The following is a 20,583-nucleotide window of genomic DNA, read 5'->3' as shown; positions in this document are numbered from 1 at the left end:
TCTGCCGGTATTGTAGCGATTTATTGCTCACGGCATAAGGCTACGGTGTCCTCTATCAAACGGCGCGCCACGGTGCCAGGCGGTGGCAATAGTGGCAACTGATCATAGCGGTACCAGCCGGCATTCAGCAGCTCTTTGGGATCGTGACGGATTTCACCCCGGTGGTAATCGGCCATAAAGGCCATCATCAGCGAATGCGGGAACGGCCAAGGTTGCGAGGTGACATAACGCAGATTTTTGATTTCAATATTACTTTCCTCCATTACCTCACGCGCTGCCGCCTGTTCCAGCGTTTCGCCAACCTCAACAAAACCAGCCAGTACGGTATGAATACCACCACGATGACGCACATGCTGGGCCAATAAGATCTCATCATCACGCCGAATGGCGACAATCACGCAAGGTGCTATTTGCGGGTAGTAACGCTCCCGGCAATGGCTGCACAGACAGGCGCTCTCGGTACGGCTGAGATGCATCTCATGACCGCAATAACCACAGTAGCGATGAGAACGATAAAACTCGGCCAGTTGCACACCGCGTCCGGCGAGTTGAAACAACCCGCGATCGACTTCAAGCAGTTGGCGTACCGAGCCCATTTCCTGTGGCATCGCATGGCGGACCAACCAGACCGGCAACCCTTCCCATTCGCCAATAGTACGAGCCATTCTTCCCTGCAAGGAGAATGATGCGGCCAAACCACACGGTAATTCACCGTTCGGTAACCAAAGTTTGCTTTCATGGCTGACGATCCACCAGCCATTTTCATTACCCGTTAATGCAAGTTCCATATCGTTGTTGCACAACCTCAGCTTCACTGGCACTCTACAAATCGGCCTTGTTACATTTTAATAACTTACTGTTACGTTTTATTACTTACGGAGTCAAACATGCTCAACCGTTTGGAAAGCCTGACTCAGCGCGTTGGTGGTAGTAATGAATTAGTTGATCAATGGCTTCAGGCCCGCAAGCAACTGCTGGTCGCTTATTGCACCCTCGTTGGTATCAAACCGAACAAAGAAAAGCATACGCCGCTGAATGAAAAAGCGCTGGAGAACTTCTGCCATAATCTGGTGGATTATCTCTCTGCCGGCCATTTTCATATCTATGACAGAATTATCAAACAAGTGGAAGGCGCATCCAGTCCGAAAATGTCTCTGGCAGTTAATATCTACCCCAAGCTTTGGGCGAATACCGAGCAGATCATGGCATTCCATGATCGCTATACCGAAGTAGATATTGATCAGGATGTGTGTCTGGAATTCCATCAGGCGTTGTCAGATATCGGTGAAACGCTGGCAGCACGTTTTACCCTGGAAGATAAGTTGATCCAACTGGCTGCGGAAGCCTGGCAGCAAGCCCAGCCGGACGCAACGTTGGATCAGGCCCGTTAAAATTTTGTAGTGTTTTTTATTATCCCTCCTATACTGGGGGGCATCTTGTCGGAGTGCCTAGCGCCTGATTTGTTCATCAAATTGGCCAGGCTGAGACCGTTAATTCGGGATCCGCGGAACCTGATCGGGTTAATACCCGCGAAGGGAACAAGAGTAATCTACCGCCACAGGCAGGTGCCCAAATTTGGGACAATCCCGCCCTGCTGGCCAGCATCATTACTCCCTCCGAGCTCCAGACAAGCAACTTTCCCAACCCAACACACTGGTAGGAACTTGCTATGTCTAACGTTAAAAAACCCCGTGCCCGTAAAGAGCAACGCGAAGAAGCCCAACAGTTTATTGATACTCTACAGGGCGTTTCATTTCCCAACTCACGCCGTATTTATTTGCAGGGCTCACGTAGCGATCTGCAGGTACCGATGCGTGAAATTCAGCTCAGCCCGACGCTGATTGGTGGCGACAAAGACAATCCGCAGTACGAACAGAACGAAGCTATTCCGGTGTATGACACCGCAGGCCCTTACGGCGATCCGCAGTCTGAACTCAACGTACACACCGGCCTGGCGAAGCTACGCGCCGGTTGGATCACCGAACGCGGTGATACCGAAGCACTCAAAAACGTGAGTTCAGGTTTCACTCAGCAGCGCTTGGCGGATGAAGGTCTGGATCACCTGCGTTTTGAACACCTCCCGCTGCCACGTAAGGCGCAACCTGGCAAATGTGTCACCCAGTTGCACTACGCACGTGCCGGTACTGTCACACCCGAAATGGAGTTTATCGCCATCCGCGAAAATATGGGCCGCGAACGTATCCGCGGCGAAGTATTACGCCACCAGCATCCAGGACAAAGCTGGGGCGCCAACCTGCCGGAAAACATCACACCGGAATTCGTCCGCCAGGAAGTGGCCGCAGGTCGCGCCATCATTCCTGCCAATATTAATCACCCTGAATCCGAACCGATGATCATCGGCCGTAACTTCCTGGTGAAAGTGAACGCCAACATCGGCAACTCGGCAGTAACCTCTTCGATCGAGGAAGAAGTCGAGAAACTGGTGTGGTCTACCCGCTGGGGTGCGGACACCGTGATGGATTTATCCACCGGTCGTTATATCCACGAAACTCGCGAATGGATCTTACGTAATAGCCCGGTGCCGATTGGCACGGTGCCCATCTATCAGGCACTGGAAAAGGTGAACGGCGTGGCGGAAAACCTCACCTGGGAAATGTTCCGCGATACGCTGCTGGAACAGGCAGAACAAGGGGTTGACTACTTCACCATTCACGCCGGTGTACTGCTGCGTTACGTGCCGATGACCGCTAAACGCCTGACCGGCATCGTCTCTCGCGGCGGTTCGATCATGGCTAAGTGGTGCCTGTCCCATCATCAGGAAAACTTCCTGTATCAGCACTTCCGCGAAATCTGTGAGATTTGCGCCGCCTATGACGTTTCTCTCTCCCTCGGCGACGGTCTGCGGCCGGGTTCGATTCAGGACGCCAACGACGAGGCGCAGTTCGCCGAACTGCACACCCTGGGTGAGCTGACCAAAATTGCCTGGGAATATGACGTGCAGGTGATGATCGAAGGCCCCGGCCACGTGCCAATGCAGATGATCCGCCGCAACATGACCGAAGAGCTGGAACACTGCCACGAAGCACCGTTTTACACCCTCGGCCCTCTGACCACCGACATTGCCCCGGGCTATGACCACTTCACCTCCGGTATTGGGGCCGCCATGATTGGCTGGTTCGGCTGTGCCATGCTCTGCTACGTGACGCCAAAGGAACACCTCGGCCTGCCGAACAAAGAAGACGTTAAACAGGGACTGATCACCTACAAGATTGCCGCCCACGCTGCTGATCTGGCCAAAGGCCATCCCGGTGCGCAGATCCGCGATAACGCCATGTCAAAAGCACGCTTCGAATTTCGCTGGGAAGATCAGTTCAACCTGGCACTCGATCCAGCGACCGCACGTGCTTATCACGATGAAACCCTACCGCAGGAATCCGGCAAAATCGCCCATTTTTGTTCCATGTGTGGGCCCAAATTCTGCTCGATGAAAATCTCGCAGGAAGTGCGTGACTATGCCGCAACCCAGGAAGCCGCCAAACCAATAGAAGTGCGGGTAACCGGTATGGAGAAAATGTCGGCCGAGTTCCGCTCACGCGGTAGTGAGCTATACCACAGCGCCAGTAATCTGCAGGAGGAACTTCGCAATGACTGATATCAACACACCTTTCCCCGCCACGCCGCACAAGTTGGGGCTATACCCGGTGGTCGACAGTGTTGAATGGATTGCCCGTCTATTGGAAGCCGGTGTCACCACGATTCAACTGCGGATTAAGGATTTGCCGGATGAGCAGGTCGAAGAGGATATCGCCACAGCCATTGCCCTCGGTAAACGGTATAACGCCCGGTTGTTCATCAATGACTACTGGCAGCTGGCGATTAAACACGGTGCCTATGGCGTTCATCTCGGCCAGGAAGATCTGGATACCACCGATCTGGCGGCTATTCACCATGCCGGATTGCGTTTGGGCGTTTCCACCCACGATGATGCCGAGCTGGCTCGCGCCATTGCGGTGAAGCCTTCTTATATCGCACTGGGACATATTTTCCCAACACAAACCAAAGATATGCCTTCCGCACCCCAAGGGTTAGTCGAACTGAGACGCCATATCTCAGGATTGCATGACTACCCGACGGTGGCGATCGGCGGGATCAGTCTTGATCGCGTAGCAGACGTACTGGACTGCGGCGTTGGCAGCGTGGCCGTCGTCAGCGCAATTACTCAGGCCGCAGACTGGCGTGCCGCCACCGCCCAACTGCTGCAGTTGATCGAAGGCAAGGAGTAGCGCCATGTTGAACGATCAAGAGTTTCTGCGCTACAGCCGCCAGTTGCTGCTGGAAGATATTGGCCCAGCAGGCCAGGAGAAACTAAAAGGTTCAACGGCACTGATTGTCGGGTTAGGGGGGTTAGGCTCCCCCGCCTCACTCTATTTAGCGGCAGCCGGTGTTGGTACCTTGCTGCTGGCCGATGACGACAGGCTGCACGTCACCAATTTGCAGCGTCAAATCCTCTATCGCAGCCCCGACGTTTCCCAAAGCAAAGCCGCTCTGGCAAAGCACCAGCTACAGGCGCTGAACCCGATGGTCGAATCCATCGCGCTGGAACAGCGTGTGCAGGGGGAGGTGTTACAGCGTGCCGTACAACGCGCTGATTTAATTTTGGATTGTAGCGATAACATGGAAACCCGCCATGCGGTGAATGCCGCCTGCATCAAAGCCGGCAAGCCGCTGATCAGTGGCAGTGCAGTAGGTTTCAGCGGCCAATTGTTGGTGATTGAGCCACCCTATGCCCATGGTTGCTATGCCTGCTTGTATCCAGAGCAAACGGAACCCCAACGCAACTGTCGAACCGCTGGCGTACTCGGTCCGGTAGTTGGCGTCATTGGGACGCTGCAAGCACTGGAGGCGATCAAAATGCTAGCGGGCATGCCTCCGTCACTCAGCGGAAAACTGCGGTTATTCGACGGTAAACAACAAAGCTGGAGCACCTTGCAACTTAGCCAGGCTAGCACCTGCGCAGTGTGCGGAGGGACAGCATGAAAATCAGGCTAAATGACCAGCCATTGGAATTGGCGCAGCCACTGAGCGTCGACGCTCTACTCGAGCAGTTGGAACGCCACCAGCCAGGTACTGCACTGGCTATCAACCAAACCATCATCCCGCGTGCAGACTGGGTTAACCACTTGGTGCAAGACGGTGATGACATCCTGCTGTTTCAGGCCATCGCTGGAGGCTGACATGTTAAAAATCGCCGATACCACTTTTACTTCACGCCTATTTACCGGGACCGGAAAATTCGCCACCCCTACGCTGATGCTGGACGCCCTGCAAGCCTCCGGTTCCCAGCTAGTGACCATGGCAATGAAGCGTGTTGATCTACGCGGTGGCAATGACGCCATTCTGGCGCCGCTACAGCAACTGGGTGTTCGCCTGCTGCCGAATACTTCCGGCGCAAAAACTGCCGCAGAAGCTGTGTTTGCCGCCCGACTGGCACGTGAGGCCCTTGGCACACATTGGGTGAAACTAGAAATTCACCCCGATGTGAAATACCTGCTGCCGGATCCAATTGAAACCCTGAAAGCAGCGGAAACGTTGGTGAAAGAAGGTTTTGTGGTGCTGCCTTACTGCGGCGCTGATCCGGTGTTATGCAAACGTCTCGAAGAAGCAGGTTGTGCGGCAGTAATGCCGCTCGGCGCGCCAATCGGTTCCAACCGTGGTTTGCGCACCCGCGACTTCCTGGAGATCATTATCGAGCAGGCCAAAGTGCCGGTGGTGGTGGATGCCGGTATCGGTGCGCCAAGCCATGCGTTAGAAGCGATGGAGCTGGGTGCCGATGCTGTGCTGGTCAATACCGCTATCGCCGTAGCACACGATCCAGTGCAGATGGCTCGGGCATTCCGTCTGGCACTGGAAGCCGGTGAACTGGCGCGTCAGGCCGGTTTGGGTAGTAGCCAACGCAATGCAGTAGCCTCCAGCCCATTGACTGCTTTTCTCAGTCAGACTGGGGAGACGTTGTGATGGCAGATGACTTCAGTCGCCGCTGGCAGCAATTGGATTGGGACGATATAACTTTACGTATCAACAGCAAAACCGCGCGCGACGTGGAGCATGCGTTGAATGTGGACAAGCTGACACGCGAAGATTTTATGGCATTGATCTCCCCCGCTGCTGCGAATTATCTGGAACCGCTCGCGCAGCGTGCGCAGCAGATGACGCGTCAACGTTTTGGCAATGTGGTCAGCTTCTACGTGCCACTTTATCTGTCCAACCTATGCGCCAACGACTGCACCTACTGCGGCTTTTCCATGAGCAATCGCATCAAGCGTAAAACCCTGGATGCTGCCGAGATCGAACGCGAGTGTCTGGCGATTAAGGCGCTGGGTTTCGAGCATTTGCTGTTAGTTACCGGCGAGCACCAAACAAAAGTGGGCATGGATTATTTTCGCCAGCATATTCCAGCGATCCGGCGCCATTTCAGCTCGCTGATGATGGAAGTGCAGCCGCTGGCGCAAGAAGAGTATGCCGACTTGAAAGCACTGGGGTTGGATGGCGTGTTGGTGTATCAGGAAACCTATCATCCCACCACTTATCTGCAGCACCACCTCCGTGGGCAGAAGCAGGACTTTCATTGGCGGCTGGCCACACCGGATCGCCTGGGGCAGGCCGGGATCGATAAGATCGGTCTCGGTGCACTGATCGGGCTGTCCAATAGTTGGCGTACCGACTGCTATATGCTGGCTGAACACCTGTTCTACCTGCAGCAAACCTATTGGCAAAGTCGCTACTCGATCTCGTTCCCGCGCCTGCGGCCCTGTGCCGGCGGTATCGAACCGGCGTCGATCATGAGTGAACCGCAATTGGTGCAGCTAATCTGTGCCTTCCGGCTGTTCGCCCCCGACGTAGAGCTGTCTTTGTCGACACGTGAGTCACCGTTCTTCCGCGATCATATGATCCCGGTGGCAATCAACAGTGTCAGTGCCGGATCCAAAACCCAGCCTGGCGGATATGCCGACGACGTGCCGCCTGAACTGGAACAGTTCGAACCGCACGATGGCCGTACGCCACAACAGGTGGCACAAGCCATCAGTGACGCCGGCTTGCAGCCGGTGTGGAAAGACTGGGACGGATATTTGGGGCGAAGCCAGCAATAAGCTGTAACACCTATGACATTGTGGGAAAAGTGATGGAAGCGCTACTCAGAAGCTGTCGGCATCGCTGGCAAGGCAAATCAGCCCCGCTATAGTGTCGCTGCTGGCTGCCAAACCCGGTGCCAGCCGGAGCCGTCACCTTCCCGGCGGCTTCGCCTTACCCTTACCCGGATCACGTCGGATTACCCTCCCGCGTGACTCCGGGACCTCTAACATGACTCCCCTCACATATTTTTAGCGTAGGCGAGCGCATTGTCGCTCAGGGCATCACAAACCGTGATTTTGGGACGGGAGGATGTGGTGGCACCGGATGTAGTGGTCGCCATCGTTCTTTTTAAGATAGAAATAATCAACGCCCGCCTAGAGCGGCGCACTAAACAGAGACATCAGAAATAATACTGTCAGTCCTCTGATTTTCATTACTTATCATCTTTACGCTTAACCAGTTCCGCCTGACCAAATTCATCCTTGCCAATGGCAACCCAACCGCGCCGCAGATAAAACACCTCAGCCCTGGAACCCGGATCGGTAGTGAGATGGATTTCTTCAGCTCCATTATCAAACAACCATGCCGTTACAGCGTTCAGTAAGGCGGAGCCTATACCTTTCGACTGATATTCCGGCTTAACAAACAGCCCACCGATCAAGGGTCCTGGAATAAAGAGGCCGAAACCGACGCCAGCGTAATCTTCACCATATTTGCAAATCCAGCCACCGCCCTGATTGATATCATCCAGCGCCTGGGTTCTCTGAAGGTATTGGATCTGGTGAGGATGAAGTGGATTTTCTTCGACAGAAAATCTGATTTCATACAGGTAAGGCAGGTGTTTTGGGACAAGTTTTTCGAAGGTGAGCAGGCTGTCCATATCTGTACAATCCGTGGTTGGCATAGCACACAGGCGATTTTAGCCATTATCTCGGGTTTCTTCATAGTAGCAAAGAATGCCTCTGAGGGAGCAGGCAAAAAAAAACCGCCCCCGAAGGAGCGGTTTATCTGGCAAGGTCACGGAATACCGGAACCTATGGTGCATTCAACGATTAATCGTTGTTGCCGCCACCCAAGCCTGCGTTCAGCAGTTCAGCCAGGTTAGCCGTTGCTTCTTCCGCGCTCACCTGCGGAACAACTGGTGCTTCACCCTGTGCTTTACGACGCATACGGTCCTGGTGATAAGCGTAACCGGTACCGGCTGGAATCAGACGGCCCACGATGACGTTCTCTTTCAGGCCACGCAGTTCATCACGCTTACCGGCAACTGCCGCTTCGGTCAGAACGCGCGTCGTTTCCTGGAACGATGCTGCGGAGATGAAGGACTCGGTCGCCAAGGAAGCCTTGGTGATACCCAGCAGATCACGTGAGAAGGTTGCCTCGATTTTACCTTCAGCAGCAAGCTGACGGTTGGCAATCTTAACGCGAGATACTTCAGCCTGCTCGCCTTCCAGGAACTCGGTGCTACCAGCGCTAACGATGGTGCCTTTACGCAGCATCTGACGCACGATAACTTCAATGTGCTTATCGTTAATCTTAACGCCTTGCAGACGGTAAACTTCCTGCACTTCGTTGGTGATGTAGCGGGTAACCGCATGCACACCACGCAGACGCAGAATGTCGTGTGGAGACTCTGGGCCGTCAGAAACAACGTCACCACGTTCCACAACTTCGCCTTCAAACACGTTGAGCTGACGCCATTTTGGAATCATCTCTTCGTAAGCGTCGCTGCCGTCCAGTGGGGAGATTACCAGGCGACGTTTGCCTTTGGTCTCTTTACCGAACGAGATAATCCCGCTGATTTCAGCCAGGATTGCCGGTTCTTTCGGACGACGTGCTTCGAACAGATCCGCAACGCGTGGCAGACCACCGGTAATATCCTTGGTACCGCCGGATTCCTGAGGAATACGCGCCAGGGTATCACCCGCACCGATCTGAATGCCGTCTTCCAGCTGCACAATCGCTTTACCTGGCAGGAAGTATTGAGCAGGCATATCAGTACCTGGGATCAATACATCGTCGCCTTTGGCATCAACGATTTTCAGTGCCGGACGCAGATCTTTACCGCTACCGGTACGCTCTGCGCTGTCCAGTACGACCAGAGAAGACAAACCGGTCAGTTCGTCGGTCTGGCGTGTAATGGTCTGGCCGTCAACCATATCAGCGAAGCGGATGAAACCACTCACTTCGGTGATAACTGGCATGGTGTGCGGATCCCAGTTAGCAACGGTTTCGCCGCCGTTAACTTCTGCACCGTCACCTTTGCCCATGACAGAGCCGTAAGGCACTTTGTAGCTTTCTTTAGTACGGCCGAATTCGTCGATCAGCTTCAGTTCGGTGTTACGAGAGGTAATCACCAGCTTGCCTGCGGCGTTCATTACGAACTTCACATTGCTCAGCTTCAGCGTACCCTTGTTTTTCACCTGGATGCTGGATTCAGCAGCCGCACGAGATGCCGCACCACCGATGTGGAACGTACGCATCGTCAGCTGTGTACCTGGCTCACCGATTGACTGTGCCGCGATAACGCCGATAGCTTCGCCTTTGTTGATGATGTGACCACGTGCCAGGTCGCGACCATAGCAGTTTGCACACACACCAAAGTCGGTTTCACAGCTAACTACGGAACGGACTTTAACGCTGTCGACAGAGTTCTCTTCCAACAGGTCACACGTCTTCTCGTTCAGCAGGGTGTTGCGTGGTACAAGGATGTCAGCCGTACCCGGCTTGATGACATCTTCTGCAGTCACACGACCCAGAACGCGTTCGCGCAGTGGCTCTTTAACGTCACCACCTTCGATAACTGGAGTCATCATGATGCCGTTGTGAGTACCACAGTCGTCTTCGGTTACAACCAGATCCTGCGCCACGTCAACCAGACGACGAGTCAGATAACCGGAGTTAGCCGTTTTCAATGCGGTATCCGCCAGACCTTTACGAGCACCGTGCGTGGAGATGAAGTACTGGAGTACGTTCAGACCTTCACGGAAGTTCGCAGTGATTGGCGTTTCGATGATGGAACCATCTGGCTTAGCCATCAGGCCACGCATACCGGCCAGCTGACGAATCTGTGCAGCAGAACCACGCGCACCGGAGTCGGCCATCATAAAGATGCTGTTGAAGGAAACTTGTTGTTCCACTTCGCCGTCACGGTTAACCACGTCTTCTACCGACAGGTTTTCCATCATCGCTTTAGCAACACGTTCGTTTGCCGCAGCCCAGATATCGATCACTTTGTTGTAGCGTTCGCCGGCAGTTACCAGACCAGACTGGAACTGCTCCTGGATTTCAGCAACTTCGGTTTCAGCTTCTTCGATGATCTCCGCTTTCTTAGCCGGGATAACCATGTCATCGATACCTACGGAAGCACCTGAACGGGCTGCGTAAGCAAAACCGGTGTACATGATCTGGTCAGCAAAGATAACGGTCGGCTTCAGGCCCAGGATGCGGTAACAGGTGTTCAGCATCTTGGAGATAGCTTTTTTGCCCAAAGGCTGGTTAACGATCGAATACGGCAGACCGCGTGGTACGATCATCCACAGGATGGCGCGACCTACGGTAGTGTCGATGATCGAAGTCTGGTGAACAGACTCGCCTTCGGTGTTCTTGATCTCTTCAGTGATACGCACTTTTACACGCGCATGCAGAGAGGCCAAACCGGCGCGATAAATACGCTCAGCTTCTTTCGGGCCGCTCAACACCATGCCTTCGCCTTTGGCGTTAACACAGTCACGGGTCATGTAGTACAGACCCAATACAACGTCCTGAGAAGGAACGATGATTGGCTCGCCGTTCGCAGGTGACAGGATGTTGTTGGTAGACATCATCAACGCACGCGCTTCCAGCTGAGCTTCCAGCGTCAACGGCACGTGAACAGCCATTTGGTCACCATCGAAGTCGGCGTTGTATGCCGCACAAACCAGCGGGTGCAGCTGGATTGCCTTGCCTTCGATCAGAACCGGTTCAAACGCCTGGATACCCAAACGGTGCAGAGTTGGTGCACGGTTCAGCAGTACCGGGTGTTCGCGGATAACTTCGTCCAGGATGTCCCAAACGACAGCTTCTTCGCGCTCAACCATTTTCTTGGCGGCTTTGATGGTGGTGGCCAGGCCACGCAGCTCCAACTTGCCGTAGATGAACGGTTTGAACAGCTCAAGTGCCATTTTCTTAGGCAGACCGCACTGATGCAGACGCAGGTATGGACCTACGGTGATTACAGAACGACCAGAGTAGTCAACACGTTTACCCAACAAGTTCTGACGGAAACGACCCTGCTTACCTTTGATCATGTCGGCCAAAGATTTCAGAGGACGCTTGTTAGAACCAGTGATAGCACGACCGCGACGACCGTTATCCAGCAGGGCATCTACCGCTTCTTGCAGCATACGCTTTTCGTTGCGCACGATGATGTCAGGCGCGGCCAGATCCAGCAGGCGTTTCAGACGGTTGTTACGGTTGATCACGCGGCGATACAGATCGTTCAGATCTGAAGTCGCGAAACGACCACCATCCAACGGAACCAGCGGACGCAGATCCGGCGGCAGTACCGGCAGCACGGTCAGGATCATCCACTCTGGCTTGTTGCCAGACTGTACGAACGCTTCCAGCAGCTTGATACGCTTGGTCAGCTTCTTACGCTTGGTTTCGGAGTTGGTTTCGTTCAGCTCTTCACGCAGCTGCTCGCACTCAGCTTCCAGATCCATGTTTTTCAACAGGGCCTGAATAGCTTCCGCACCCATCTTGGCGTCGAATTCGTCACCGAACTCTTCCAGCGCATCCAGATACTGCTCTTCAGTCAGGATCTGACGACGCTCGAGGTTGGTCATACCGCCTTCAACAACCACATAGGATTCGAAGTACAGTACACGTTCGATGTCACGCAGCGGCATATCCAGCAGCAAACCGATGCGAGATGGCAGCGATTTCAGGAACCAGATGTGCGCAGTTGGTGAAGCCAGTTCGATGTGGCCCATGCGCTCACGACGCACTTTGGTCTGGGTCACTTCAACGCCGCACTTCTCACAAATCACGCCGCGGTGTTTTAAGCGCTTGTACTTACCGCACAGGCACTCGTAGTCTTTTACCGGCCCAAAGATACGGGCACAGAAAAGGCCGTCACGTTCTGGTTTGAACGTACGGTAGTTAATGGTTTCCGGCTTCTTAACTTCACCGAACGACCACGAACGGATCATATCTGGCGATGCCAGAGCAATCTTGATCGCATCAAACTCTTCGGTCTTAGTTTGCGCTTTCAGAAACTTCAATAAGTCTTTCACGGATTGGCTCCTGTCGGAGTTAAACCTGTTGGGCGCACGCTGACAAATCGCGCGCCCGTGTGACCTGAACAACCACCCTCAGGCTCCCTAAGGCCGGGAGCCTGAGCCGGAAAAACGATTACTCGTCTTCCAGTTCGATGTTGATACCGAGCGAGCGGATTTCTTTCAACAGTACGTTGAAGGACTCCGGCATGCCTGGTTCCATGCGGTGATCGCCATCCACGATGTTTTTGTACATCTTGGTACGGCCGTTAACGTCATCCGACTTAACGGTAAGCATTTCCTGCAGGGTATAAGCTGCGCCGTATGCTTCCAGTGCCCACACTTCCATCTCACCGAAGCGTTGACCACCGAACTGCGCCTTACCACCCAGCGGTTGCTGAGTAACCAAGCTGTAAGAACCGGTTGAACGGGCGTGCATTTTATCGTCAACCAAGTGGTTCAGTTTCAGCATGTACATATAGCCAACGGTAACCTGGCGCTCGAATTGCTCACCGGTACGGCCATCGAACAGCGTAATCTGACCCGAGGTTGGGATCCCGCCCATTTCCAGCAGTTGCTTGATTTCAGTCTCTTTCGCACCATCAAACACCGGCGTTGCGATTGGCATACCTTTTTTCAGGTTCTCTGCCAGACGCAGTACTTCGTCGTCGGTGAAGGTGTTCAGGTCAACTTTCTGGCAGACATCGTCGCCCAGATCGTAAGCCTTCTGAATGAACTCACGCAGCTTAGCCACTTCCTGATGCTGCTTCAGCATTTGGTTGATCTTCTCACCAATGCCTTTCGCAGCCATACCCAGGTGGGTTTCCAGGATCTGACCGATGTTCATACGTGATGGTACGCCCAGCGGGTTCAGTACGATGTCAACCGGCGTGCCGTTTTCATCGTAAGGCATATCTTCGATCGGGTTGATCTTGGAGATAACACCCTTGTTACCGTGGCGGCCTGCCATCTTGTCACCCGGTTGGATCTGACGTTTAACGGCCAGATAAACCTTAACGATTTTCAGCACGCCTGGTGCCAGATCATCGCCCTGGGTGATCTTACGACGCTTAGCGTCCAGCTTCTTCTCGAAGTCGGATTTCAGCTCGTCGTACTGCTCTGCCAACTGTTCCAGCTGGTTTTGCTTCTCTTCGTCGGTCAGACCCAGTTCCAGCCAGCGATCGCGTGGCAGCTTGCTCAGCTTCTCAGCTTCGACGCCACCGGCAACCAGCACTGCATGGATACGTGTAAACAGGCCAGCTTCCAGGATCTGCAGTTCTTCAGTCAGGTCTTTCTTCGCCTGCTTCAGCTGCATCTCTTCGATTTCCAACGCACGCTTGTCTTTTTCCACGCCATCGCGGGTGAAGACCTGCACGTCGATAATCGTACCGGAAACGCCGTTTGGTACACGCAGAGAGGAATCTTTAACGTCAGATGCCTTCTCACCGAAGATCGCACGCAGCAGCTTCTCTTCTGGCGTCAGCTGGGTTTCACCTTTTGGTGTTACCTTACCAACCAGAATGTCACCACCGGTCACTTCAGCACCGATATACACGATACCGGACTCATCCAGTTTAGAGAGCGCAGCTTCACCCACGTTAGGGATGTCAGCAGTGATCTCTTCAGGCCCCAACTTGGTGTCGCGAGACACACACGCCAGTTCCTGAATGTGGATGGTAGTGAAGCGATCTTCCTGAACAACACGCTCGGACACCAAGATGGAGTCTTCGAAGTTGTAGCCGTTCCACGGCATGAACGCCACGCGCATGTTCTGGCCCAGCGCCAATTCACCCAGGTCAGTGGACGGGCCATCTGCCAGCACGTCGCCGCGCTCGATTGGCTCACCCAGATTCACACACGGCATCTGGTTGATACAGGTGTTCTGGTTAGAACGGGTGTACTTGGTCAGGTTATAAATATCGATACCTGCTTCGCCCGCGTGCATCTCGTCTTCGTTAACTTTGATAACGATACGGGAAGCATCCACGTACTGGATCACACCGCCACGTCGAGCTACGGCAGTAACACCGGAGTCAACAGCTACAGCACGTTCCATACCGGTACCTACCAGCGGCTTGTCAGCACGCAAGGTTGGAACCGCCTGACGTTGCATGTTCGCACCCATCAATGCACGGTTGGCGTCATCGTGTTCCAGGAATGGAATCAGTGAAGCACCAACGGAAACAACCTGCTGGGTTGATACGTCCATATAGTCAACCTGGTCGCGGCTGAACAGGCTTGATTCGCCTTTGCTACGACAGGTGACCAGGTCTTCTACGAAGCGGCCGTCATCATCCAGGTTGGAGTTCGCCTGAGCGATAACGAAGTTGCCTTCTTCAATAGCAGACAGATAGTTGATTTCATCGGTAACCAAACCGTCACGCACACGGCGGTACGGGGTTTCCAGGAAGCCATACTCGTTCGTCTGTGCGTACACGGACAAGGAGTTGATCAGACCGATGTTTGGACCTTCCGGCGTTTCGATTGGACACACACGGCCGTAGTGGGTCGGGTGTACGTCTCGAACTTCAAAGCCGGCACGTTCACGGGTCAGACCGCCTGGGCCCAATGCAGAGATACGACGTTTGTGCGTAATCTCAGACAACGGGTTGTTCTGGTCCATAAACTGAGACAGTTGGCTGGAGCCGAAGAACTCTTTCACCGCTGCCGAAATTGGCTTGGCGTTGATCATGTCCTGTGGCATCAGGGTATCCAGATCGCCCAGAGACAGACGTTCTTTAACCGCACGCTCAACACGTACCAGACCTACACGGAACTGGTTCTCAGCCATTTCGCCGACGGAACGGATACGACGGTTGCCCAAGTGGTCGATATCGTCCACTTCGCCTTTACCGTTACGGATATCGATGAGCTTCTTCATCACTTCAATGATGTCGTCTTTGCTCAGGATGCCCGAACCTTCGATCTCGTCACGCAGCAGAGAACGGTTGAACTTCATACGACCAACCGCTGACAGATCATAGCGGTCTTCAGAGAAGAACAGGTTCTCGAACAGGCTTTCAGCAGCTTCGCGCGTTGGCGGCTCACCAGGGCGCATCATGCGGTAGATTTCTACCAGCGCGCTCAGACGATCACTTGTTGGATCGACACGTACAGTCTCAGAGATGTACGCACCATGATCCAGATCGTTGGTGAACAGCGTTTCAATACGCTTGTGGCCTGACTGGCTCAGTTTGGCCAGCAGATCCAGCGACAGCTCCATGTTGGCTGCGCAGATCAGCTCACCAGTATTGGTATCGATATAGTCCTTCGCGACCACTTTGCCCGCGATGTACTCAACCGGTACTTCAATACTCTGAATTTCGTCTTTTTCGAGCTGACGGATATGACGAGCGGTGATACGACGGCCTTTCTCAATGTAGATCTTGCCGTTAGCTTCGATATCAAACGAAGCAGTTTCACCACGCAGACGTTCTGGAACCAGCTCCATCTGCAGCTTGTTATCACGGATCTCGAAAACTACTTTCGCAAAGAACAGGTCAAGGATCTGCTCAGTAGTGTAGTTCAGTGCACGCAGAATGATGGTCGCAGGCAATTTACGGCGACGGTCAATACGTACAAACAGGTTGTCTTTCGGGTCAAACTCGAAATCCAACCATGAACCGCGGTAAGGGATGATACGTGCGTTATACAGCACTTTACCCGATGAGTGGGTTTTACCCTTATCGCTGTCAAAGAATACGCCAGGACTACGGTGAAGCTGAGATACGATAACCCTCTCAGTACCGTTGATCACAAAGGTGCCGTTTTCGGTCATGAGCGGAATTTCGCCCATATAGACTTCTTGTTCCTTGATGTCTTTGACCGTACCTTCCGGAGCTTCACGCTCATAGATTACCAGGCGCAGTTTTACGCGCAGCGGTGCAGAGAACGTCACACCACGGATCTGGCACTCTTTGACGTCGAAGACCGGCTCACCAAGACGGTAGCTAACGTATTGCAGCTCCGAATTGCCACTGTAGCTCTGGATAGGGAAAACAGAACGGAATGCGGCTTCTAAGCCGTATTGCCCTTCTGGATCTTGCTCGATAAACTTCTGGAACGAGTCAAGCTGGATAGAAAGGAGATATGGTATGTCCAAAACTTGTGGACGCTTACCAAAATCCTTACGAATACGTTTTTTCTCGGTATAGGAGTAAACCATAGGGTTCCTCAGCTCGCTGATCAGTGACCCACTCTGTCCGTCCGGATATAGGACGGTTCACGCAACACCATTTTGTCGACCGGAAAGCGGGAACACTTTCCGCAATACTCGTTTCTATCACGCTTAAATCATTTCGTTGCACTGTACGGCAGATTTTGCTGCGGCAGGGAGGGCAATATATTAAGTCGTCGATAGAAAGAAATATTGGGGTTAGCCAGTAGCCAAACAGTGTGAAACTCTACTGACGCCCTACAGCGCAAAAAGGCTGGTGACCAAAAAGTCACCAGCCATCAGTCTGTTAGTTAAAACAGACTGCACTCAGAAAGCAGTGGCTTATTTAACTTCAACTTCAGCGCCAGCTTCTTCCAGAGCTTTTTTCAGTGCTTCAGCGTCGTCTTTGCTGATGCCTTCTTTCAGTGCTGCTGGTGCAGACTCAACCAGGTCTTTAGCTTCTTTCAGACCCAGGCCAGTTGCGCCACGTACTGCTTTGATTACTGCAACTTTGTTCGCGCCGATACCTTTCAGTACAACGTCGAATTCAGTTTTTTCTTCAACAGCTTCAGCAGCAGCAGCAGGACCTGCAGCTACAGCAGCAGCAGAAACACCGAACTTCTCTTCCATAGCGGCGATCAGTTCAACGATTTCCATTACAGACAGAGCTGCAACGCCTTCGATAATTTGGTCTTTAGTGATAGACATAACAAATGTTCCTAAAATTCAGAAATAGTTTAAATACGTAAGCAACGGATAAGAAAAAGGGCTTATGCCGCTTCTTTCTGATCGCGCAGTGCAGCCAGAGTGCGAACCAATTTGCCAGCAGCGGCTTCTTTCATGGTTGCCATCAGGCGTGCGATTGCTTCATCGTAAGTAGGCAGAGTTGCCAAGCGGTCAATTTGTGCCGCAGGGATCAGCTCACCTTCAAAGGCCGCAGCTTTAATCTCGAACTTTGCATTCGCTTTCGCGAAATCTTTGAACAGACGAGCAGCAGCGCCCGGGTGTTCATGAGAAAATGCAATCAAGGTAGGACCGACGAACGTGTCTTTCAGGCATTCGAATGGAGTGCCTTCAACTACGCGACGCATCAGGGTGTTACGAACAACACGCATGTAAACGCCAGCTTCACGACCTGCTTTACGCAGTTCAGTCATTTTATCAACGGTAACGCCACGGGAATCCGCAACAACCGCAGACAGCGCGCCTTTGGCTACTTCGGTGACTTCAGCAACAATCGCTTGTTTGTCTTGAAGATTTAATGCCATTAGCTTTTTGCTCCTGGATTTAGCCGGGGGAAATCCCCGGCACTCACATCACTCAACACCTTGTGATAAATCACGCAGTGAGAGCGTTCAAACACGGTGAGCAGAATCCAGCAAAGACAATTTAAAAATTTTCTTTAGGCTCTGTCACCGTCTACGCAGGAAAGATTAAGTACCTTTCGATACACCTGCGGTCTTGGACGGAGGCCTGGATAGGCCAGGCTCCAACCGAAAAATCTTTTGTTTCACTATGGGCAAGCCAATAGCAAAACCTTGGGGCATAAGATTCTAGACAAATCTTACCCCCAAGTCAAAGCGATAATCGCAGGGCGATTAGTTCGCTACAGCAGTCAGGCCGCTTTGATCGATAGCTACGCCAGCACCCATGGTGGTGGAGAGGCTAACTTTCTTGATGTACACGCCTTTCGCCTGAGATGGTTTTGCTTTTTTCAGCGCAACCAGCAGGGCTTCCAGGTTTTCTTTCAGCTTGTCTGACTCGAAATCAACCTTACCGATAGTGGTATGGATGATGCCGTTTTTGTCGTTACGATAACGAACCTGACCTGCTTTAGCGTTTTTCACTGCTTCAGCAACGTTCGGAGTAACGGTACCCACTTTCGGGTTTGGCATCAGGCCACGTGGACCCAAGATCTGGCCCAGTTGACCAACAACGCGCATTGCATCCGGGGAAGCAATAACAACGTCGAAGTTCATTTCGCCTTTCTTGATCTGGTCTGCCAGATCTTCCATACCTACCAGCTCTGCGCCAGCAGCTTTAGCTGCTTCAGCGTTAGGGCCTTGGGCAAATACGGCAACGCGAACGGAACGACCGGTGCCGTTTGGCAGAACGGTAGCGCCACGAACGTTTTGGTCAGATTTACGAGCGTCGATGCCGAGGTTAACAGCAACGTCAACGCTTTCTACGAATTTAGCGGTGGCCAGCTCTTTCAGCAGAGCAACAGCTTCGGTGATGTCATACTGTTTAGTAGCATCAACTTTGTCACGGATCACGCGCATGCGCTTGGTCAGCTTAGCCATTTCTTAATCCTCCACTACCAGGCCCATGGAACGAGCAGTACCTTCGATGGAGCGAGTCATCGCTTCAACGTCAGAACCAGTCATGTCCGCAGCTTTGGTTTCTGCGATTTCACGTACCTGAGCACGAGTCACTTTACCTACTTTGTCTTTGTTCGGCTTGCCTGAACCAGACTTGATACCAGCCGCTTTTTTCAGCAGAACTGCTGCTGGCGGGGTTTTGGTAACGAAAGTGAAGGAGCGATCAGAATAAACAGTAATAACAACCGGAATCGGCAGACCTTTCTCAACGCTGTCAGTCTTAGCATTGAACGCCTTACAGAATTCCATGATGTTAACGCCTTGCTGACCCAGAGCTGGACCAACTGGCGGACTTGGGTTAGCCATACCGGCTGCAACTTGCAGCTTAACGTAGGCTTGTACTTTCTTGGCCATTTACAATTCCTCGGTTTGGGTAATATCGCCTCAATAGAGGCTCCCCGTGTTTAACCCCGCTCAACGAGCAAGGTCTATAAAAACAAAAGGCGCGAAATTATAGTTCAATTTCGCGCCTATGACAAGCGGCAAAAACCACTTATTGCTGATTAATTGATCAGCCTTTTTCAACCTGTGCAAAGTCCAGTTCCACCGGCGTTGCACGCCCAAAGATGGAAACAGAAACTTTCAAACGGCTCTTCTCGTAATCCACTTCTTCAACGACACCGTTGAAGTCAGCGAATGGACCATCGTTAACACGGACCAGTTCACCCGGTTCGAACAGCGTTTTAGGACGCGGCTTATCACCAACCTGCTGCAGGCGGTTCATAATCGCATCAACTTCTTTATCGCTGATCGGTGCCGGACGGTCAGAGGTACCGCCGATGAAACCCATAACGCGTGGAACGCTACGCACCAAGTGCCAGCTGGCGTCATTCATCACCATCTGCACCAGTACATAGCCTGGGAAGAACTTACGTTCACTTTTACGACGCTGGCCACCACGGATTTCAACGACTTCTTCCGTAGGCACCATGACTTCGCCGAACAGCTCTTCCATATCGTGCAGTTTGATGTGTTCACGCAGCGATTGCGCTACGCGACCTTCAAAACCGGAAAACGCCTGAACGACGTACCAACGTTTTTTTGGAGCTTCAGACATTTTAGAACCTCAGGCCAGTAATAAACGATACCAGACGGACCAGAATACCATCCAGGCCCCACAGAATCAGTGACATCACGGCAGTTACCGCGGCAACGATCAACGTGGTATGTAGCGTTTCCTGACGAGTTGGCCAGATCACCTTGCGCACTTCTGTACGCGCTTCGCGAGCAAACGCAACGGTGGCCTTGCCTTTGGTGGTCATCAGCGCTACAGCGCCAGCAACAGCGATAACCACTACAACAGCCAGTGCACGTAATGGCAGGCTGAAATCACGGTAGTAATAGTTACCGACAATCGCTACAACCAACAGAACGGCGACGATCAGCCACTTAGCCGTTTCCAGGCCGCGCCCGCTCCCTTGAGCCTCGGTATTCGCACTCATAAACCAACCTGTCACAATGAATTCAGAACAGACAACTTTGCCTCGCACAGCAAGACAAACCAAACCGATCAAATGCCGCTCGGCAGCATTTCGGTGTTTTACGCTATGACGTATCTCAGTCAATACGGCTTTAAGAGCCCATCTCACCAATGATTATGACTGCAAAATCGCTGATGAGATAGGTTCTAGTTCACAGCGTAGAAAAAGGGCATCAAATGATGCCCTTTTACCGCGTGTCGCGTCAAACGTTATCA

The 20,583-nt window shown here is 52.8% G+C and carries 17 protein-coding genes and 1 riboswitch; of the genes, 7 read left to right on the top strand and 10 right to left on the bottom strand.

The window, feature by feature from the left end:
* Positions 1-20: 20 nt before the first annotated feature.
* Complete coding sequence (gene nudC / locus SGR01S_RS23030) at positions 21-788, bottom strand: NAD(+) diphosphatase (RefSeq protein WP_061808688.1); 768 nt, start codon at positions 786-788, stop codon at positions 21-23.
* A gap of 99 nt (positions 789-887) precedes the next feature.
* Here nudC and SGR01S_RS23025 point away from each other — a divergent pair, with 99 nt between their 5' ends.
* The 7 genes from SGR01S_RS23025 (at position 888) to thiH (ending at position 7,109) form a co-directional block, all read left to right on the top strand.
* Entirely contained in the window at positions 888-1,391 is a 504-nt protein-coding gene (locus tag SGR01S_RS23025; protein WP_037425780.1) for an Rsd/AlgQ family anti-sigma factor, read from the top strand.
* Between the two features lie 39 nt (positions 1,392-1,430).
* Positions 1,431-1,555: riboswitch (TPP riboswitch) on the top strand.
* A 114-nt stretch (positions 1,556-1,669) separates the two neighbouring features.
* The gene (thiC, locus tag SGR01S_RS23020; protein WP_061808687.1) at positions 1,670-3,613 is read left to right on the top strand and encodes a phosphomethylpyrimidine synthase ThiC; all 1,944 of its coding nucleotides are present in this window, start codon (positions 1,670-1,672) and stop codon (positions 3,611-3,613) included.
* On the top strand, positions 3,606-4,244 hold the full coding sequence (gene thiE, locus SGR01S_RS23015; protein ID WP_061808686.1) for a thiamine phosphate synthase: 639 nt from the start codon (positions 3,606-3,608) through the stop codon (positions 4,242-4,244). Before thiC ends, thiE begins: the two co-directional genes overlap by 8 nt.
* Before the next feature lie 4 nt (positions 4,245-4,248).
* A complete protein-coding gene (locus SGR01S_RS23010; RefSeq protein WP_061808685.1) occupies positions 4,249-4,998 on the top strand; it encodes a HesA/MoeB/ThiF family protein in 750 nt (249 codons plus the stop codon).
* On the top strand, positions 4,995-5,195 hold the full coding sequence (gene thiS, locus SGR01S_RS23005; RefSeq protein WP_037425771.1) for a sulfur carrier protein ThiS: 201 nt from the start codon (positions 4,995-4,997) through the stop codon (positions 5,193-5,195). Before SGR01S_RS23010 ends, thiS begins: the two co-directional genes overlap by 4 nt.
* Before the next feature lies 1 nt (position 5,196).
* Positions 5,197-5,976 (top strand): thiazole synthase, encoded by a 780-nt coding sequence (locus SGR01S_RS23000; RefSeq protein ID WP_061808684.1) that lies wholly within the window; start codon positions 5,197-5,199, stop codon positions 5,974-5,976.
* Positions 5,976-7,109 carry a 2-iminoacetate synthase ThiH gene (gene thiH / locus SGR01S_RS22995; protein ID WP_061808683.1) on the top strand — a complete coding sequence of 378 codons (1,134 nt, stop codon included), beginning with the start codon at positions 5,976-5,978 and terminating at the stop codon, positions 7,107-7,109. The genes SGR01S_RS23000 and thiH overlap by 1 nt, the downstream gene beginning before the upstream one ends.
* A 416-nt stretch (positions 7,110-7,525) precedes the next feature.
* Here the strand turns inward: thiH and SGR01S_RS22990 are convergent, their stop codons facing one another.
* From SGR01S_RS22990 to secE, 9 genes are all read right to left on the bottom strand, one after another.
* A complete protein-coding gene (locus SGR01S_RS22990; RefSeq protein ID WP_061808682.1) occupies positions 7,526-7,972 on the bottom strand; it encodes a GNAT family N-acetyltransferase in 447 nt (148 codons plus the stop codon).
* Positions 7,973-8,144: 172 nt separating this feature from the next.
* Positions 8,145-12,368 carry a DNA-directed RNA polymerase subunit beta' gene (gene rpoC / locus SGR01S_RS22985; RefSeq protein WP_061808681.1) on the bottom strand — a complete coding sequence of 1,408 codons (4,224 nt, stop codon included), beginning with the start codon at positions 12,366-12,368 and terminating at the stop codon, positions 8,145-8,147.
* A gap of 118 nt (positions 12,369-12,486) precedes the next feature.
* The gene (gene rpoB / locus SGR01S_RS22980; RefSeq protein WP_037425757.1) at positions 12,487-16,515 is read right to left on the bottom strand and encodes a DNA-directed RNA polymerase subunit beta; all 4,029 of its coding nucleotides are present in this window, start codon (positions 16,513-16,515) and stop codon (positions 12,487-12,489) included.
* 333 nt (positions 16,516-16,848) lie between these two features.
* On the bottom strand, positions 16,849-17,214 hold the full coding sequence (rplL, locus tag SGR01S_RS22975) for a 50S ribosomal protein L7/L12 (protein ID WP_012004743.1): 366 nt from the start codon (positions 17,212-17,214) through the stop codon (positions 16,849-16,851).
* Between the two features lie 62 nt (positions 17,215-17,276).
* On the bottom strand, positions 17,277-17,774 hold the full coding sequence (gene rplJ / locus SGR01S_RS22970; RefSeq protein WP_037425754.1) for a 50S ribosomal protein L10: 498 nt from the start codon (positions 17,772-17,774) through the stop codon (positions 17,277-17,279).
* A gap of 330 nt (positions 17,775-18,104) precedes the next feature.
* Complete coding sequence (gene rplA, locus SGR01S_RS22965) at positions 18,105-18,809, bottom strand: 50S ribosomal protein L1 (protein ID WP_012004742.1); 705 nt, start codon at positions 18,807-18,809, stop codon at positions 18,105-18,107.
* 3 nt (positions 18,810-18,812) lie between these two features.
* A complete protein-coding gene (rplK, locus tag SGR01S_RS22960) occupies positions 18,813-19,241 on the bottom strand; it encodes a 50S ribosomal protein L11 (RefSeq protein ID WP_015376316.1) in 429 nt (142 codons plus the stop codon).
* A 157-nt stretch (positions 19,242-19,398) separates the two neighbouring features.
* On the bottom strand, positions 19,399-19,944 hold the full coding sequence (nusG, locus tag SGR01S_RS22955) for a transcription termination/antitermination protein NusG (protein WP_004953928.1): 546 nt from the start codon (positions 19,942-19,944) through the stop codon (positions 19,399-19,401).
* A gap of 1 nt (position 19,945) precedes the next feature.
* Positions 19,946-20,329 (bottom strand): preprotein translocase subunit SecE, encoded by a 384-nt coding sequence (gene secE, locus SGR01S_RS22950; RefSeq protein WP_020828746.1) that lies wholly within the window; start codon positions 20,327-20,329, stop codon positions 19,946-19,948.
* Between the last annotated feature and the right edge of the window lie 254 nt (positions 20,330-20,583).

Origin of the sequence: Serratia grimesii NBRC 13537 (genome assembly GCF_001590905.1) — a bacterium.
Classification (GTDB): domain Bacteria; phylum Pseudomonadota; class Gammaproteobacteria; order Enterobacterales; family Enterobacteriaceae; genus Serratia; species Serratia grimesii.
This window is presented reverse-complemented; position numbering and strand designations above follow the sequence as displayed.